The following is a 16,478-nucleotide window of genomic DNA, read 5'->3' on the forward strand; positions in this document are numbered from 1 at the left end:
GCCGCCTGCGGAAGCGGACGCGGCGCGAGGAATGGATGTGCAAACCACCACCGCGAGGAGTCCGTCGCGCTCATGCGGCCTCCAGCTCCACCGCGTCCAGGTCCGCCTGCGGCGGCGAACGAGGCGCGAGGAAGTGATGTGCCAGCAACTGCGTGGACGCGATGGCGAACAGGGCCATGGTATCGGCCTCGCTCTCGGCCGAGTTGGGCGCGCGCAGCTTGGCGACCAGTCGCTCCGCCTTGCGCGCATCGAACACACCCACCTTCGCCACCGCCTCGGGCGCCAGCAGCTCCCGAGCCCACGCGGGCGCGTCCGGCCCCACCAGCGCTCCCGCGATGGGCGCTCGATAGGGGAACTTGCTGCGCTCGAGAATCGACGCGGGGACGCGGCCTCGCGCGAAGCGCTTGAGCACGTTCTTCTCGTCCAACCCCTTGAGCCGCACACGCTCGGGGATGCGCGCCGCCAGCTCCATCACCGACGTGTCCAGGAAGGGGAACCGCCCCTCCACCGCATTGCCCAGGAGCATGCGGTCGCCCTGCGCGGACAGGAGGTAACCGGACAGGAGCGTCTTCGCCTCCAGGTACTGCGCCCTCGCCAGCGGACGCCACGAGGCGACGGCGGCGGGCACCGTCGACAGCACCGACGCCACCGGGTCCTCATCCGCCACGCTCGCCGCGAAGTCGGGCGCGAGGAAGCGCAGGATGCGGCCACTGTTCGACCAGCGCACCAGGTGCGAGAAGCCCAGGCTCCCCGGGTCCTCGAGCCCCATGCCGAAGAACTCCCTCAGCAGCTCCACGTTCTGCTGGCTCACCGATAGGGTGGGGTAGAGCCGTCGCAACAGCAGGGGCCGCCACTTCGACGCCGGATGCCGCGCCCAGAACTGGCGGACCTTCGTCTCCTTGAAGAGGTCGTAGCCCAGGAACATCTCATCCGAGCCCTCGCCCGTGAGCACCACCCGGATGCGATTGTCCCGCACCCACTCGCTCAGGCGGAGGAACGGTGCGGGCGCCGAGCGCATCATCGCCTGCTCCGCATGGAAGATGACCCCGGGCACCAGCGCGCCGATGTCCCCGTCCTTCATCTCCACCACGCGGTGGTTCGTCCGCAGCTCGCGCGCCACCGTGGCCTGGTGCTCGCGCTCGTCGAAGCGCGCGTGCGCGAAGCCCACGGAGAACGTCTGCAGCGTCCCTCCCAGCTGCTCCTGCGCCAGCGCGCACAACAGACTGGAGTCCAGTCCTCCCGACAGGTACGCCGCCACCGGCACGTCCGCGCGCAGCCGCAGCCGCACGGCCCGCTCCAGCGTCTGGCCCAGCTCCTCCTGGATGCGCGCGTCGCTCGCCGTGCTCGGCTCCACGCCGAAGTCCAGGTCCCAGTACCGGAACGTCTCCAGCTTCCCCGCACGGAAGCGGGCCGAGTGCGCCGGAGGCAACAGCCGGACACCCTCGAACGACGTGCGCGGGGCGACCGGCGCCCATAGCTGGAAGGTCTGCTTGAGCCCCCGAGCATCCAGCGCGGGTGTCACCAGCCCGCTCGCGAACAGCGCCTTGGCCTCCGAGCCGAACGCGAGCTGTCCACCGGGCAGCTCCGCGTAGAACAGCGGGCAGATGCCCACCCGGTCTCTCGACAGCCACAGCGTGGCGTCTCGCGGGTCCCACAGCGCGAAGGCCCACTGGCCCTCGAGCTTCCGCACACAGTCGATGCCCCACGCGAGGAACGCCGCGAGGATGACCTCCGTGTCCGAGCGCGTGCGGAACGTGTACTGGCCGGAGAGCTGCTCGCGCAGCTCCACGTGGTTGAAGATTTCACCGTTGAAGACGAGGGTGAGCCCCGTCGCCGCGTCGCGCATGGGCTGATGCCCACCCGTGAGGTCGACGATGGACAGGCGCGTGTGGCCCAGCGCCACACCGTCCAACAACAAGGCCCGCTGTGCGTCGGGGCCCCGGTGACGGAGGCTGGCCGTCATCCGGCGGAGCCGCTCGGCGGGCTCGGACCGCGCGGTCCCTCCCGCCGGGAATGTGAAACCCGCGATGCCACACATGGCGCGCGCTCAGCCTGCTTGAGGAAGCCGCTGCGGCTGCTTGCGCTCGACGAAGGCCACCACCCTCGCCAGCGAGTCCAGGTTCTCGGGCACCAGCTCCTTGTCCTCGAGCTTGATGCCGAGCTCCGTCTCGATGAAGGACACCAGCTCCATCATCCCCGTGGAGTCGATGAGCCCCTTGCGCAGGAAGGAGTCGTTGTCGCCGAAGTCGTCCACGAAGAACGTGTCGACGATGAAGGCACGGATACGGTCTCGAATGCTCACGGGAGGTCCTGTCTGGGAATGCGGTGGATGAACGGGAAACGGCCCGGACGTCAAAAGCTTCGGCGTGCGTCCGGGGATTGACGCTCGAGGGGGTCAGCTGCCTGTGTCGCGGGCGACAAGCTCCAGGCTCATGTTCCGAGCGGGGTTGCCCATGGCCAGGGTGTCGGGTGGCACGTCCTGCGTCACGATGCTGCCGGCGGCGACCACGGAGCGCGCGCCCACGCGCACCCCGGGCATGATGATGGCGCCGTGGGCCACCCAGACGTCGTCCTCGATGACGATGGGCGCGGTGTGCCGCCCGTCCCGGTCTCCCACCCGGACGAACGAGGCGAACATGCACCGGGCCCCCACGCGCACCGACTGCCAGGCCTCCAGCGCGACGCCGTAGTTGAACTGGCTCTCCGGACCGATGAAGAGCTGCGCTCCGGGGTGACACGACAGCGAGCTGGGAATCATGCCCGCCACGAAGGTGAGCCGGTCTCCCAGCACCATCTCGCCTTCGTTGTGCACGGAGAGCGGCCCGTAGGCGGCCACGTTGCGGCCCATCGACTGGACGGCGCGGAACACCCAGCGCGCGCGCACCAACGCCACCGCGCGCTCGGCGCGAGGCTGCATGGACTTGCGCAGCTCCTCGAGCTGGGCGGCCACCGCGGGCAGCCGGACAAATGGCAGACGCGACGTCATCCCATCACCTCCCTGCGCAAGACTCGGGCAGGCACTCCGCCCACGCTGACTCCAGCCGGAATCTTCCGGGAGACCACCGTCCCGGGCGCCACCGTGCAGCCCTTGGAGAGGTGGGTCCCCGGCAGGAGGATGGCGCGGCTTCCCACCGACACCGCCTCCTCGATGACCAGCGGCACCGACGCGGGCCGCGCATGGCGGTTGCCCCGGAGCGGATGGTGCTGATTGTCCATGACCTTGCAGAAGGCACCCAGGCGCGAGCCCGCGCCCACGGTGATGGAGCTCATCGCCTCCAGCGAGGCGCCGCCCTCGAGCACCACGTCATCACCCAGGATGATGAGGCTGTCGCTCGCCACGACGTTCAGCTCGATGGGGGCCAGCCGGCCGTCCAGGATGACGCGGTTGCCCACATGCACTCGACCCGCGCCGTGAATCCACACACGGCCCAGCACCGTGGGCGAGTCCCCCACCTCCTGACAGCGCCGGAGCTTCAGGCGGGACAGGAGCGTCTTCAGCTCACGCGACAGGGATTGATGGAACGGCGTCATGTCACGGCGTGGCCTGGACAGCGGGAATGGGAGGCTGCACCGCGGGCGCGGGCAGGTTCGCCAGGAAGTTCATGAGCTCCTGGGCCAGTCGCTCCTGGCCCGTCGCGTTCAGGTGGCCACCGTCATCCGAGTATCCCGGCACCATCGCGGGCCAGGCCTGGCCGTTCAGCTCGTAGGTCTCTCGCGAGCCGTCGGGCGCGGTGGACTCCAGCCGCGCCAGGTCGAACAGCGGCTCCTTGCCGCCGTACGTCTTGCGCATCAGCTCGTTGAAGGTCTCTCGCTGCACGTTCTCCGCGATGCCCCACACGGGCCGGCCGAGCAGCTCCTTCAGCCACGCCTTGGCGCCGCGCTGCACCGTGGTGAGCGGCGCGGTGACGTGCACGAAGGTGGTGTTCGGGTGGCGAGCCTTCAGGCCCTCCATCGACGCGCGGTACTTCTCGAACAGCGCGCGGCTGTCCGTGGCGCCGTTGAAGTCGATGTAGCAGAACTTGAAGAAGGCCACGTCCGTCGTCTTGGCCAGCCCCGAGTCCATCATCCGCTCGAAGTCGGCGATCTTCGACTCGGGCTTCTCGTTCTGGCCCACCATCGCGTGCGCCAGGGTTCCGGGCGCCACCGACTCCGTCGGACTCTTCACCTCGATGATGCGCGGTGCGGGGCCCTGCGATGACGCGGGCAGTCGTTGCACGCCTTCCAGGAGGTTGCCACCCACGGACTGGTGCCCGAAGAAGATGCGGCGGCTCGACAGCTTCTCCAGGGGAGCACTGCTCCCCGGCGTCGCCGCGTGCGCGACCGCGCCATGCAAGGCCATCAGCAACATGGCGGGCAACACCAGCACGCTCACGCGCACCAGAAAGCTCCAGTCGAAGTGCATGCGGACTCTTAAACCCTTCCCTCGGCAAGCGTCAAAGGGCCAACCGTGCGGGACGTCCGCTGGTTCGCTCATTGTCTCGCGAGAGGGGATGGGGCGAAGTCACCCCATGCATGCGTTTGGGGTGGTGTGAACAACCCCAGGGGCTCCGGCCTGGTGGCGGTCCGCTACTCGGCGCGCAGCGAGACGGAGGGCGACACGCGGCTCGCGCGCAGCGCGGGGACCCACGTGGCCAGGAGGGACACTCCCGCGAGCACGAGCGCGACGCCGACGAAGACAGTCGGCTCGTTGGCGTTCACGCCGTACAGCAACGAAGCAAGCAGCCGCATGCAGACCCCCGCGGTGAGCAAGCCCATTCCCACGCCCATCACCGTGAGTCTGAGTCCCTGGCGCATCACCAGCCCCAGCACCTGCCGGGGGTGTGCGCCGAGCGCCAGGCGGATGCCCAGCTCCCGTGTGCGTTGACCCACCGAGTAAGCCATGACGCCATAGACACCCACGCCGGCCAGCACCAACGCGAGCAGCGCGAAGGCGGCCAGCAGCCGCGTCGTCGCCAGCGGGCGGGACAGCTGTCGCTCCATCCGGCTGTCGAAGGGGAGGAGGTCGAAGATGGGCTGGTCGGCGTCCATGGCCTTGAGCTCCAGGCGCACCGAGCCCGCAAGGGTGGAGGGCTCGCGCCGGGTCTTCAGCACGACGGACATGACCCGAAGCGGGTACTGCTCGAAGGGGATGTATGCCTCTGGGGTCGCGGGCTCCGTCAGCCGCGAGTGGCGCACGTCCGCCACCACGCCGATGATCTCCCGGAAGGGCGCGTTGTCGCTCCAGTCCAGCCGCACCCTGCGGCCCAGGGGCTCGTTTCCGCCCAGGAAGGTGCGCACGAAGCTCTCGTTGACGATGATGACGGGCGCCCCCTTCTCGGAGTCCTGGGGGCCGAAGTCCCGGCCCTGTCTCACCGCGATGCGCAGGGTCCGGAAGTAGTCCGAGGAGGCCACGCGGAACTCGGCGACGTGGCGCGCCGTCGGATTCACGGAGCCCCCCTCCAGCGTGAAGTCGCCGTTGGTGTTGGAGCCTCCCAGGGGCGCGTCATTGACCACGCCCGCCGACTCCACGCCTGGCAGCGCGCGCAGGCGCCCCAGCAGCTCGGCGTAGAAGCCGCGCAGGTTCTCCGGCTGGGGGTACTTGACGTCGGGCAATGACAGACGTCCGGCCAGCACGCCTTCCGCGTCGAAGCCAGGGGACACGCCCTGCACGTTGCGCAGGGTCTGCACCATCAACACCGTGCCCACGAGGAGCACCAGGGCCAGCGCGAGCTGCACCGCCACCAGCATGTTGCGCAGGGGATGATTGGCGCGCGCGCCCACGGCGGTGCTGGACTGCTTGAGCAACGGCAGCACATCCATGCCCGTGGTGTGCAGCGCGGGCGCCAGTCCGAAGAGCAGGCCCGCTCCCACCGAGAGGCCCAGGCTGAACAGCAGCGCGGGCACGCTCAGCTCCACGGGCGTCATGCGCAGCATCGACTCCGGCAGCAGCGTGCGCACCAGCTCCATGCCCCACATCACGAGCAGCAGTCCGATGACGCCGCCGAGCAACCCCAACAGCACGCTCTCCGCCAGCGCCTGCTGCACCCGGCGACGTCGGCTCGCGCCGAGCGCCGCGCGGATGGCCCCGTCCCGCTGCCGCGCCAGGGCACGCACCAGGAGCAGGTTGGCCACGTTGGCGCAGGCGATGAGCAGCACGAAGCCCACCGCGCCCCAGAGCGCCCACAGCACCGGTCGGCTGCTGGCGGTCAGGTGCTCCTGCCACCGCAGCGTGGTGACGGCATGGGCCTTGTCGGGCTTGTCGCCCACGCGCGCCTCATGGACGGCCCGGGCCGCGCGCGGCAGGTCCGCCGTCGCCGCCTCCATCGAGATGCCCGGCGCCAGTCGACCCAGCACGCGCATGTAGTGATTGCCGTGGGCCTCCGGGTTCATCCAGTCGGGCAGCCACACCTCGACGTCGTCGCCGAAGTCCGGGAAGTTGAACCCCTCCGGGAGGATTCCCACCACCGTGTGGGAGTGGCCATCCAGCATGATGTCGCGGCCCACCGCGTCCGCGGCGCCACCCATCGAATCGCGCCAGAAGCCGTGGCTCACCAGCGCCGTGCGGGAGGCGTTGTCGGGCTGGGCGTCCTCGTCCACGAAGTCGCGTCCCTGCGTGGGCGGAGTGCCCAGCAGCTTGAAGAAGTTGGGGGTGACCCGCGCCGCGCGGACCCGCTCGGGGGTGTCTCCCCCCGTGAGGCTCAGGTCGTGGCGAGAGAAGCCGGCCAGCTCGCTGAAGCCCTTGGAGTGCTCACGCCACCCGAGCAGCTCCGTGGGCGTCACCGAGGCGAACGCGATGCCTTCCTGGTCGCACCAGATGCGCACCAGCTCCGCCGGACTCCGGAAGGGGAGGGGCTTGAGCAGCATGGCGTGGATGGCACTGAAGAGGACGGTGTTCGCGCCAATGGCCAGCGCCAGCGTCACCACCGCCGCAATCGTGAAGCCCGGCGTGTGTTTCAGTGTGCGCAGCGCGTAGCGGAGGTCCTGACGAAGCGAATCCATGGCGAGCCCCAAAGCGAAGGTCGTGCCAGCGTTCCAGAGAGGGGGGCTCCCAGTGGGGAGTGGGGCCCGCCCCCCTGGCAGGCGCTTGGGGGTTTCACGGATGCGGGAAGTGGCGTCCCGGAAACGAACACCCGCCCCACCTCGAGAGGGAGGGGCGGGCTCGGGGGTGGCTAGTTCCGGTCCCAGCGGCCGGCGATCTCCTCGCAGGCGAGCGCCACGTCATTGAGCCGGCGCTGCTGGGCGCGAGGCGCGACGAAGAGGCGGCCGGCGAACACGTCGAACACGCCGACGAGGCGCGGGTCCACGGGCCCGCGCTGCTCCAGCCGCTCCTCGGCGAAGCGCTGGAGCACGGTGGCGATGTACTCGCCCGCACGCTCGTCCAGCGGCGTGTGCTTGGAGAAGTAGAGCTTGAGGACGCCCGAGCGCATGTGGCCGCGCGCGTCGACTCCTCGCAGGAGGACCTCCGGCTTCACCTTGATGGCGACACCCGCGACCTCCAGAGGCGCGGGGTCCTGGTCCGCGGGGCTGGCGATGGCGTGGACGGCGAGCTCCTCCATGGTGGCGAGGCAGCGGTGCAGGGCCTCCGCGCACAGGGCGAGGCGGTGGGCGTCGAAGTCCGACTCCGGCTGGGCGTTGAGCAGGCGCCGCTGGTGGTAGCGGAGGATGACCTCGTCACGGCCCTCGCACAGGTACTCGGTGATGGCCTGGGCGGCGGCGGGGTAGCGCAGGTACTGCGGGTCCACGGGGTTCTTCTGGGCCTGGATGATGCGCTTGCGGAGCGACGGAGTTCCGGTGAGGTACTGGCCCAACTGGTTGACCGAAACGCACGGGTTCTCACGAGGGGTGGTCATGTCGGCTTCCTTTCCGGTTGCGTGAATGAAGAGAGACTACCGGAAGGGTCTGACATTCCCTCGGAGGGGCGGTGGCCCAAGGGGCGCCCGGGGTGGACCCCCTGATGAGTAGGATTCCAGGGCCCAACCGTCCCCGAAACGACCCCTGGGCGGGCGCCGGGGACGACGGGTTCGGGCACGGCGGAGCGCGCTATTCGTGCGAGGCGTGCAGCCCGAAGATCTGGCGCAGCCGCCCGAGGATTCGACCCACTTCGGCGGGGATGGGGTCCGCGCCGGCGCCACTGGCCTCGGCCACGGCGCGCAGCTGGGTGCGCCGCTGCGCGAGGATGGCGGAGAGCTGCCGCGCGAGGCCCGGGTGTTCGCCGAACAGCCGCGCGAAGGTGGGGCGGTCGACCTCGATGAGGATGGAGTCCTCGAGGGCGACGATGGTGGCCGCGCGCTTCTCGCCGGTGAGCAGCGACATCTCGCCGAAGTAGCTGCCCTGGCCCAGCCGCGTCACTTCGGCCTGGAGCTTGCCCGCGCGCACGCTGACCTCGCCGGACGCGAGCACGTAGAACGTCCGTCCGTCATCGCCTTCCTGGATGATGTGCTCATCCCGGCCGAAGCGGCGCACGTGGACCTCCTGGCCCAGCCGCTCCAGGTCCGCGTCCGCCAGGGGCTGGAAGAGGTCCACGGCCCGGAGGAGCCGCAGCACGGTGTGCTCGGGCAGCTCCGGCGTGGGCTTGTCCTCGCGCATGCGCACCACGCGCTGGGGCACGGGCGACTCCACGCCGTCGCGCCGCAGCCGGTACCACAGCCGCGTGTAGACCTCCGCCGTCACCGCGTCCGCGAGCGAGAAGTCGTTCACGAAGAAGCGCACCATGTAGCGCACGCACGACTCGTCGAACGCGAGCGTGCGGGCGATGGGCGGCGGGTCCACCAGCACCTGCGGAATCTCCCGCACGACGTCCAGCAGCGCCGCCTTCATCACGTTGGGCGGGGTGTCGTACGAGGCGCGCACCTGCGCGTCCACGCCCACCGGGTCGCGGTCCTGGGAGAAGTTCTTGAGCTGCTCCTTGGCCACCACCGAGTTGGGCAGCGTCACCAGCTCCCGGCGGAACGTCATGATGCGGATGGAGCGCCAGTTGACCTGCGCCACGCGTCCGGTGTGCTCGCCGATGCGGATGAAGTCGCCCACCTCGAAGGGCTTGTCCAGCTGCAGCGACAGGCCCGCGAAGAGGTTGCCCAGCGTCTCCTGCAGCGCCAGACCGATGACCACCGACAGCACCGCGGACGTGGCCACCAGGCCCGTCAGGTCCAGGTTGAGCTGCGTCTGGAGGATGGGGACCGCGGCCAGCGTGTAGAGCAGGAAGTCGATGACGTTGCGGAGGATCTTGGGCGTGGCGACCGACGGCGCGCGCAGCCTCGCCAGCTTCAGGCCGAAGCCCACGCTCGCGCGGATGACGCCGAACGCGAACGTCAGCATCCAGGCGACTTGAATCGCTTTCACCAGCCCGGGAGGCGTCGTCTGGGGCAGGGCCCAGGCCGCCATGCGCACGGCCAGGCACATCACCAGGAGCCGGAGCGCGCCGTTCAGGTCCCGCTTCAGGTCCTGGTCCTGGGTGGTCGCTCGCGCGCCCAGCAGGATGAGGATCAGCACCGCTCCGACCGCGAGCGACAAATTGCTCTGGAGAAAGGACAGCAAGGCCCCTGGACTCTGACCCGTGCGAGGGGGTGGGTCAAGGCAGCGGTTGACGCGTGGGCCGGGAGCGGGGATACACGCGCCATGACGCTCGCCTCGGTGCTGGGACAGCCCCGCGCGATTGATTCACTTCAGGCGGCCCTTCGCGCGGGCGCGGTTCACCATGCGTACCTCTTCGCGGGGCCCGAGGGGGGGGGCAAGGAGCGGGCGGCCGTTGGCCTGGCCCAGGCCCTGACCTGCCCCGAGCAGCCGGACGTGGGCTGCGGCACTTGCGCCAGCTGCGTGCGAGTCGCTCGCGGACTGCACCCCGATGTCACCTGGGTGATGCCGGATGACGAGCGCGTGTCGCGAGGGCTCGCGGGGCGCTCGGACTTCACCGGCACGCCGAGCCGCGACCTGCGCGTGGAGCAGATTCGAGGCCTCCAGGAGCGCCTGGCGCTGCGCGGCCTGGAGTCGCGCCGCAAGGTGGCCATCCTCGTTTCCGCGCAGGCGATGAACGTGCAGGCGCAGAACGCGTTCCTCAAGACGCTGGAGGAGCCGCCGTCGGAGACCACGCTGGTGCTGGTGGCCAGCGCCATGGACAAGCTCCTGCCCACCATCCGCAGCCGGTGCAGCAAGCTCCACTTCGGTCCGCTTCCGGTGGAGTTGGTCGCCGAGCGCGTGCGCACCGAGCGCAAGCTGGACGCGGACACCGCGCAGCTGGCGGCCATCATGTCGGGTGGGAGCCTGGGGCGGGCCCTGGCGCTGGACGTGGCGGCGCTGGCGCGGCGCAAGGACGTGGTCTCCGCCTTCGAGTCGCTGCGCGGCGAGGACGCCGTGGGGCTGCTGCGCTTCGCGGATGAGCACGGCGGCTCGCGCGAGGACGCGGAGGCGACGCTGGAGCTGCTGGTGCTGTGGACGCGCGACGTGGCGCTGGCGAAGGTGGGGCAGGAGGCGCTGCTGGCCAACCGGGACTTGCGCACGCTCGCGGTGGAGGTGGCCTCGCGGCACTCCGAGATGTCGCTGCACCGGCGGCACGCGTTGTTCGAGGGTGCTCGCGCGGCGGTGGCTCGCAACGGCGCGCCCCGGCTGCAGCTGGAGCGCATGCTCATCGACCTGTTCACGGAGGCCTCGCGATGAGCTCGGAGCTGGATGACGTCCTGGCGGGGGTGAAGGCCGGGAAGGTCTCGCCGCTGTATCTCTTGTGGGGCGAGGAGTTCCTGGTCCGCAAGGGCGCCGACGAGCTGGTCAAGGCGCTGGTGCCCGACGCGGCGGTGGGGCTCAACCTGGTCCCGCTGGACGCGGGCAGCCCGCGAGAGGTGGCGCAGGAGCTGGCCACGATGCCCCTGTTCCCGGGGCGCAAGGTCGTCCTCGTGAGGGACCCGGAGTTCCTCGCGCCGAAGAAGGGCCGGGGAGATCCGCTGGCCAAGGCGCGCGAGGCGTGGAAGGCGAACAAGCGCAAGGAAGGCGCGCGGCGGTTGCTGGCGCTCGCGGCCCGCGCGGGCTGGGGCGTGGACCAGTTGGACCCGTCCGCTTCGGGGGCCCCGTCGGTGGAGCAGTGGAAGGAGGAGCTGAACGTCGACCTCGCGGAGGCTGACGTGGCGTTCCTCAAGGAGGTCGCGGCCTTCTGCAAGGAGGAGCGCATCCACGCGCCGGAAGGCGACGCCACGGTGCTGCTGGACCTCCTCCAGAAGGGCGTCCCCGCGGGCCACGCGCTGGTGATGGCGGCCTCCGAGGTGGATGCGAAGAATCCCCTGGTGAAGCTGGCGCAGGACAAGGGCCACGTCGTCGAGCGCAAGGTGGCCGCGCGCCACAAGGACCTGGACCTCACCGACATCGCCAAGGAGTTCCTGGCGCCCTTCAAGAAGAAGCTGGGGCCCGGCGCGCTGGAGGAGCTCAAGGAGCGCGTGGGCGGCAACATCCGCCTGCTGCAGTCGGAGCTGGAGAAGCTGGCCACGTACTCGGAAGGCCCCGCCATCGAGCGCTCCGACGTGGTCATGCTGGTGCACCACGCGCGCGAGGAGGAGTTCTTCGAGCTCTCGGAGGCGCTCCAGAAGCGCGACTTCCGAGGCGCCCTGTCCTACGCCGAGGATGCGATGGGGCAGGGGACCCACGCGCTGCAGTTGCTGGGCGCGGTGGCCTCCATCGTCCGCACGCTGCTGGAGAGCCACGAGTGGCTGATGCGCTACGCGGGAGGCACTCCTCCGCGCACCGCGAAGGACGTGGAGGCGCGCGTGTTTCCCCGGCTGGAGGCCGAGCTGAAGGGCACCAAGCGGAAGATGCCCAACGCCTGGGCGCTCACGTTCAGCATGAAGGCCGCGGCGGGGTATGAGCGCCGGGAGCTGCTGGGGTCGCTGGTGGCGTGCGCGGAGGCGGACCTGGCGCTGAAGTCGTCTGGCAACGGACGGCTCGTCATCGAGCGGCTCCTGGCCACCGTCTGCACGGGCGCCTGAGGGCCCGGCGGGTGCTGCCCGGACGTGCACTTGGCGTCCGGCTCGGGTAGAGGAGGCCGCGTATGGCGGACAAGCGTCGCTTCGACCTCTTCGCGGACCTCATCGTGTCGCGCTTCCTGGCTCCTCGCGTCTTCGACGTGGCGGGAGGGCAGGGGAAGCTCAACGAGGCGCTCACCCGGCGCGGTCGCGCCGTCACCACGTTCGACCTGAGACACAAGCACCTGCCCGTGACGTATGCGCAGCGCATCTTCACGCTGGACGAGCCCTGTGACGCGGAGCTCGTGGTGGGCATGCACCCCGATGGCGCCACGCGGGTCATCATCGAGTATGCGGCCCGACACCGGCTGCCCTTCGCGGTGGTGCCGTGTTGCTCCGACAACGGCATGCCCTACAACCCGTGGATGCGACACCTGGCGGAGCTTGCTCGCTCGGCTGGCTTCACCACGGTGGAAGAGGTGACGCTCTCCATGGACGGCCGCGCGCGGGTGCTGGTGGGCGAACACTCGCCCGTCGAGTCCCGCTGACGGACTGGCGGGGACCGCACACCGGCCTCGGGCTCCAGGGGCGGGTGTCCCCTCGGAGGCGTCGGATCTAGCTTCGCCGGCATCCAGACGTGGGTAGCGGGAGCTGACCATGGCGATGGAGTGGGACGGGTATGCGACGGCGCAGGTCTGGCGCCCGGAGTCGTACCCAGGGTTGGTGCTGTACCGCGTGAGTGGTCGGGCGTCTTCCCAGGCACTTCATGTCCATGACGAGCTCCAGCTCACGCTGGATGCGGGACACCTCCAGGAAGTGTCGTGTGGCGGCTCGCGGCTGACGGCTCCACCGGGCAGCCTGGTGGTCATCCCTCCTGGGGAGGTCCACGCGCTGCGCGCGGAGGGAGGGCGCCCGGGAGTCCTCTACGGGATGCTGGTCCCCACCGTCTTCCTGACCTTGGGCGCTCGGCCCCTGGCGGATGGGGAAGAGGCGGCCGCGCGCGAGGAGCCGCTGCTGGGAGGAGGCGCGGTGCTCGATGATCCGGAGGTCGCTCGGGACTTCGTGGCGCTGCACCGGGCCCTGCGAGTCCCCGGGCCCGTGGTGGAGCCCCGGTTCTGGGCCTTGTTGTCCTCGCTGCTGTCCCGCTTGGGCGTGGGGCGGGTCGTGCTCAGGCCGGAGGACGCGGCGCATCAAGCAACGCCGTGACGTCGCGCCAGGGGCCCTGGTCTGGAGGCGTGTCGCTCGCCAGGTAGTGCCCCACGCGTCCAGGCGCGAGCGCGACGATGGCGGAGGAGCGCGTGCCGTAGGTGGGCGTGCGGATGCACAGGGCCTGAAGCTGCTGGAGGAAGTCGCGCGGGAAGGCTTCTCCCGCGGGCGAGACGGGCACCTGCTCCAGCGGAGGGAGCTGGTCGTCCGCCAGCAGGGCCTTCAAGCCCGCCTCGACGCGGGGCCAGGGCTGATGCACCAGCGGCGCGGCCAGCTGCCTTGCCCGCTCGACCTTGGGCAGGGTGGGGGAGTCCAGGTCGTCGTTGGGCAGGACGTGGACGCCAGGCGGGACCTCTTCGCGTCGCAGGCGCGACTGGCCGGTCCGGGCGTAGGCCACCCGGAGGGTGCGGGCATCCCCGTAGAGGAGGTTGAAGGGGAGGAAGTCCTCGCCGGAGAGGGTGTCCAGGTAGCGCTCGATGGCCTCGACGCTGCCCGCCTGGAGGGCCTCGAGCACCACCTCTCCCCGCGAGCGGGGCGCCGAGCCCTGGATTCGCCCCCCGCGCTGATTGGTCAGCCCCACGAAGAGTCCCGCGTGAGTCACTCCCATCCAGGTCCCTCCGCGCTCCACGTCGCGTCCTCCCACGGCGCGGGGGGACTCCAGCAGGACCTGGGGGCCTGTCGCCGGGCGAGCGAAGAACTCATCCCGGTTGGCCGCGAGCACCAGCGGCCACTCCGGGTGGACCTGGCGAAGAATGACGAGGGTGCACATGCGTATCGGGTCGATAACATCCCCGGCGTCGTCTTGCATTCGTGCTCGAGGCCCCCACGCCGGCGATGACCTTGGCCCACTGAGCGGCTAATGTCCGCCGCCCCCAGGAGAGTCCATGGCGGAGAGAACCCTCGTCACCAGTGCGCTTCCGTACGCGAACGGCCCCATTCACCTTGGCCACGCCGTCGAGTACATCCAGACCGATATCTACGTCCGCTTCCTCCGCTCGTGCGGCAAGGACGTCGTCTACTTCTGCGCGGACGACACCCACGGCACGCCCATCGAGCTCAACGCGGCGAAGCAGGGACTCAAGCCCGAAGAGTTCATCGCCCGCTTCCAGGACGAGCACCAGAAGGACTTCCACGACCTGGATGTCCGCTTCGACTACTTCCACTCCACCAACTCGCCGGAGAACCGCCACTACGCGGAGCTCATCTACGGGAAGTTGAAGGAGCAGGGCGACATCGAGCGTCGGGACATCGAGCAGACCTACTGCGAGAAGGACCGCCGGTTCCTGCCCGACCGGTTCATCAAGGGCACCTGTCCCAACTGCAAGGCGACGGACCAGTACGGCGACGCCTGTGAGAAGTGCGGCAAGGCCTACAGCCCCACGGACCTCATCGAGCCGCGCTGCGCGCTCTGTGGGACGCCGCCGGTGCGCAAGTCGTCCGAGCACCTGTTCTTCAAGCTCTCGCGCCATGCGGACTTCCTGCAGGCGCAGCTGAAGAAGCCCGGCTTCCTCCACCCGGGCCTGGCCGCCCAGCTCCAGGGCTTCTTCGAGAAGGGCCTGGCGGACTGGGACATCAGCCGCGATGGCCCCTACTTCGGCTTCGCCATCCCGGGCGAGACGGACAAGTACTTCTACGTCTGGCTGGACGCGCCCATCGGCTACATCGCCACGACGGAGAAGTGGGCGAAGGAGACCGGCAAGGCGAAGAGCGCGCTCGACTACTGGGCCAAGGACAGCGGCGCGCGCATCGTCCACTTCATCGGCAAGGACATCGTCTACTTCCACGCCCTGTTCTGGCCCGCGGTGCTCGAGGTCGCCGGGCTCCACGTCCCCAACGAGATCAAGGTCCACGGGCACCTCACGCTCAACGGCGAGAAGATGTCGAAGACGCGCGGCAACTTCGTGTCGGCGCGCGACTACCTCAAGCAGCTGGACCCCAGCTACCTGCGCTACTTCTACGCGGCCAACCTGGGCTCGGGCGTGGAGGACCTGGACCTCAACCTCAAGGACTTCCGTCTGCGGGTGAACGGGGAGCTGGTCAACAACGTGGGCAACCTGGCCAACCGCGCCCTGTCGCTGCTGGCTGGACCGCTGGGCGGGACGCTGGCTCCGGGCCGTGCGGAGGGGGCTGGCCGCGCGCTGGTGGAGTCCGTGCTCGCGCGAGTCCCCGAGGTTCGCGAGGCGTTCGAGAAGCTGGAGTATCGCAACGCCATCCGCGTCATCACGGACATCGCGTCCGCGGCGAATGCCTTCGTGCAGGCGCAGGCGCCGTGGGCGCTGGTGAAGAAGGACGCGGAGGCGGCTCGGGCCGACCTGTCCGACGCGGCCGACGTGGTGTACCTGCTGGGCGCGCTGCTCGCGCCGGTGACGCCGCGTCTGTCCGAGAAGCTGTTCGCGCAGCTGGGCGCGCAGCCGCTGACGTTCCAGGCGCTGGAGGGGGCGAAGTACCCGCTGCTGGACCGCAGCCGCCCCATCGGCACGCCGGAGCCGCTGTTGCCGCGACTGGAAGAGGACCGCGTCAACGCCATCCTCGAGGCGGCCATCGGCGCGGCCGCGCCCGCCGCCGAGGTGAAGAAGGCGGAGGGTGGGGCCAAGGAGAAGAAGGCCGAGAAGAAGCCCGCGGAGGCCGCTCCGGCCCCGTCGGCTGCTCCGGCCGCCCCAGCCGCATCGGGCGAGATCGAGTACGCGGACTTCGCCAAGGTGGTGCTCAAGTCGGGCAAGGTGCTCGCGGCGGAGAAGGTTCCGAAGGCGGACAAGTTGCTCAAGCTCTCGGTCGACGTGGGCGAGGCGACGGGGCCGCGGACCATCGTCTCCGGCATCGCGGAGGCGTTCGCGCCCGAGTCGCTCGTGGGTCGCAACGTCGTCGTCGTCGCGAACCTGAAGCCTCGCAGCCTCAAGGGCATCGAGTCGCGGGGCATGCTCCTGACGGCGGGGCCGGGTGGCAAGGACCTGTCCTTGCTGGACCCTGGCAACGTGCCGCCGGGCAGCGATGTGAAGTGACGAAGCCGGGGCGGAGCGTGTTGGCTGCTCCGCCCTGGTGTCCTCGGATCGACGGGGGAGGGTGTCGGGAGGGAGCCCCTTCCCTGGCGGCAGGTGGAGGGGCTCCGAGCGCGCCCCACACTGGAAGGGGCTCGCAAGGGCCCTTCGGGTGGAGGGCTGGGGCTCGCGTCGCGTGGGGTGACTGGAAGGGGCGTGGCCTCGAAAGGGCAGTGGCTGAACCTCTTCCTCGCGGGGAAGGCGATGTCCGCGGCCCATGAAGAGGGCGGTGTCGCGAGGATTCCTCGGGGTATGGCCGGTGTTGGCCTCCGGAGCCAAGGGCCACAGGTTCGAAGTCGGGCACGGGGCTTCTGGCCAC

General features: G+C 70.0%; 14 protein-coding genes. 5 read left to right on the top strand and 9 right to left on the bottom strand.

The annotated features are described in order from the left end of the window. Positions 1-70: 70 nt before the first annotated feature. The 8 genes from asnB to MYSTI_RS15940 form a co-directional block, all read right to left on the bottom strand. A complete protein-coding gene (gene asnB, locus MYSTI_RS15905; protein WP_015348788.1) occupies positions 71-2,038 on the bottom strand; it encodes an asparagine synthase (glutamine-hydrolyzing) in 1,968 nt (655 codons plus the stop codon). A gap of 9 nt (positions 2,039-2,047) precedes the next feature. Then, on the bottom strand, positions 2,048-2,302 hold the full coding sequence (locus tag MYSTI_RS15910; protein ID WP_015348789.1) for an acyl carrier protein: 255 nt from the start codon (positions 2,300-2,302) through the stop codon (positions 2,048-2,050). Between the two features lie 93 nt (positions 2,303-2,395). After that, a complete protein-coding gene (locus MYSTI_RS15915; RefSeq protein ID WP_015348790.1) occupies positions 2,396-2,986 on the bottom strand; it encodes an acyltransferase in 591 nt (196 codons plus the stop codon). Next, positions 2,983-3,531: an acyltransferase gene (locus MYSTI_RS15920; RefSeq protein WP_015348791.1), complete on the bottom strand. Its 549-nt coding sequence runs from the start codon at positions 3,529-3,531 to the stop codon at positions 2,983-2,985. Before MYSTI_RS15920 ends, MYSTI_RS15915 begins: the two co-directional genes overlap by 4 nt. A gap of 1 nt (position 3,532) precedes the next feature. After that, complete coding sequence (locus tag MYSTI_RS15925) at positions 3,533-4,402, bottom strand: hypothetical protein (RefSeq protein WP_015348792.1); 870 nt, start codon at positions 4,400-4,402, stop codon at positions 3,533-3,535. Positions 4,403-4,566: 164 nt separating this feature from the next. Next, positions 4,567-6,978 carry an ABC transporter permease gene (locus MYSTI_RS15930; RefSeq protein WP_015348793.1) on the bottom strand — a complete coding sequence of 804 codons (2,412 nt, stop codon included), beginning with the start codon at positions 6,976-6,978 and terminating at the stop codon, positions 4,567-4,569. A 170-nt stretch (positions 6,979-7,148) separates the two neighbouring features. Further along, the gene (locus MYSTI_RS15935; RefSeq protein ID WP_015348794.1) at positions 7,149-7,829 is read right to left on the bottom strand and encodes a hypothetical protein; all 681 of its coding nucleotides are present in this window, start codon (positions 7,827-7,829) and stop codon (positions 7,149-7,151) included. Between the two features lie 190 nt (positions 7,830-8,019). Then, a complete protein-coding gene (locus tag MYSTI_RS15940; protein WP_015348795.1) occupies positions 8,020-9,513 on the bottom strand; it encodes a mechanosensitive ion channel family protein in 1,494 nt (497 codons plus the stop codon). A gap of 81 nt (positions 9,514-9,594) precedes the next feature. On the opposite strand from MYSTI_RS15940, the gene holB reads away from it, so the two are divergent. The 4 genes from holB (at position 9,595) to MYSTI_RS15960 (ending at position 13,124) form a co-directional block, all read left to right on the top strand. Further along, complete coding sequence (gene holB, locus MYSTI_RS15945) at positions 9,595-10,629, top strand: DNA polymerase III subunit delta' (protein WP_015348796.1); 1,035 nt, start codon at positions 9,595-9,597, stop codon at positions 10,627-10,629. After that, a complete protein-coding gene (gene holA, locus MYSTI_RS15950; protein WP_015348797.1) occupies positions 10,626-11,942 on the top strand; it encodes a DNA polymerase III subunit delta in 1,317 nt (438 codons plus the stop codon). Before holB ends, holA begins: the two co-directional genes overlap by 4 nt. A gap of 62 nt (positions 11,943-12,004) precedes the next feature. Further along, complete coding sequence (locus MYSTI_RS15955) at positions 12,005-12,466, top strand: hypothetical protein (RefSeq protein WP_015348798.1); 462 nt, start codon at positions 12,005-12,007, stop codon at positions 12,464-12,466. Between the two features lie 109 nt (positions 12,467-12,575). Then, a complete protein-coding gene (locus MYSTI_RS15960; protein WP_015348799.1) occupies positions 12,576-13,124 on the top strand; it encodes an AraC family ligand binding domain-containing protein in 549 nt (182 codons plus the stop codon). Here MYSTI_RS15960 and MYSTI_RS15965 read toward each other — a convergent pair. After that, positions 13,087-13,893 (bottom strand): NRDE family protein, encoded by an 807-nt coding sequence (locus tag MYSTI_RS15965; protein WP_044280459.1) that lies wholly within the window; start codon positions 13,891-13,893, stop codon positions 13,087-13,089. The two genes, MYSTI_RS15960 and MYSTI_RS15965, sit on opposite strands and share 38 nt — an antisense overlap. Positions 13,894-14,008: 115 nt before the next feature. Here MYSTI_RS15965 and metG point away from each other — a divergent pair, with 115 nt between their 5' ends. Next, the gene (gene metG, locus MYSTI_RS15970; RefSeq protein WP_015348801.1) at positions 14,009-16,123 is read left to right on the top strand and encodes a methionine--tRNA ligase; all 2,115 of its coding nucleotides are present in this window, start codon (positions 14,009-14,011) and stop codon (positions 16,121-16,123) included. Positions 16,124-16,478 lie beyond the last annotated feature (355 nt).

Source organism: Myxococcus stipitatus DSM 14675, assembly GCF_000331735.1.
GTDB lineage: Bacteria > Myxococcota > Myxococcia > Myxococcales > Myxococcaceae > Myxococcus > Myxococcus stipitatus.

What these genes read in the sequence shown, in the direction of transcription:
- asnB (WP_015348788.1), bottom strand. Translation starts at nt 2,038, where the DNA reads ATGTGTGGCATCGCGGGTTTCACATTCCCGGCGGGAGGGACCGCGCGG.
- MYSTI_RS15915 (WP_015348790.1), bottom strand. Translation starts at nt 2,986, where the DNA reads ATGACGTCGCGTCTGCCATTTGTCCGGCTGCCCGCGGTGGCCGCCCAG.
- MYSTI_RS15920 (WP_015348791.1), bottom strand. Translation starts at nt 3,531, where the DNA reads ATGACGCCGTTCCATCAATCCCTGTCGCGTGAGCTGAAGACGCTCCTG.
- MYSTI_RS15925 (WP_015348792.1), bottom strand. Translation starts at nt 4,402, where the DNA reads ATGCACTTCGACTGGAGCTTTCTGGTGCGCGTGAGCGTGCTGGTGTTG.
- MYSTI_RS15930 (WP_015348793.1), bottom strand. Translation starts at nt 6,978, where the DNA reads ATGGATTCGCTTCGTCAGGACCTCCGCTACGCGCTGCGCACACTGAAA.
- MYSTI_RS15935 (WP_015348794.1), bottom strand. Translation starts at nt 7,829, where the DNA reads ATGACCACCCCTCGTGAGAACCCGTGCGTTTCGGTCAACCAGTTGGGC.
- holB (WP_015348796.1), top strand. Translation starts at nt 9,595, where the DNA reads ATGACGCTCGCCTCGGTGCTGGGACAGCCCCGCGCGATTGATTCACTT.
- holA (WP_015348797.1), top strand. Translation starts at nt 10,626, where the DNA reads ATGAGCTCGGAGCTGGATGACGTCCTGGCGGGGGTGAAGGCCGGGAAG.
- MYSTI_RS15955 (WP_015348798.1), top strand. Translation starts at nt 12,005, where the DNA reads ATGGCGGACAAGCGTCGCTTCGACCTCTTCGCGGACCTCATCGTGTCG.
- MYSTI_RS15960 (WP_015348799.1), top strand. Translation starts at nt 12,576, where the DNA reads ATGGCGATGGAGTGGGACGGGTATGCGACGGCGCAGGTCTGGCGCCCG.
- MYSTI_RS15965 (WP_044280459.1), bottom strand. Translation starts at nt 13,893, where the DNA reads ATGTGCACCCTCGTCATTCTTCGCCAGGTCCACCCGGAGTGGCCGCTG.
- metG (WP_015348801.1), top strand. Translation starts at nt 14,009, where the DNA reads ATGGCGGAGAGAACCCTCGTCACCAGTGCGCTTCCGTACGCGAACGGC.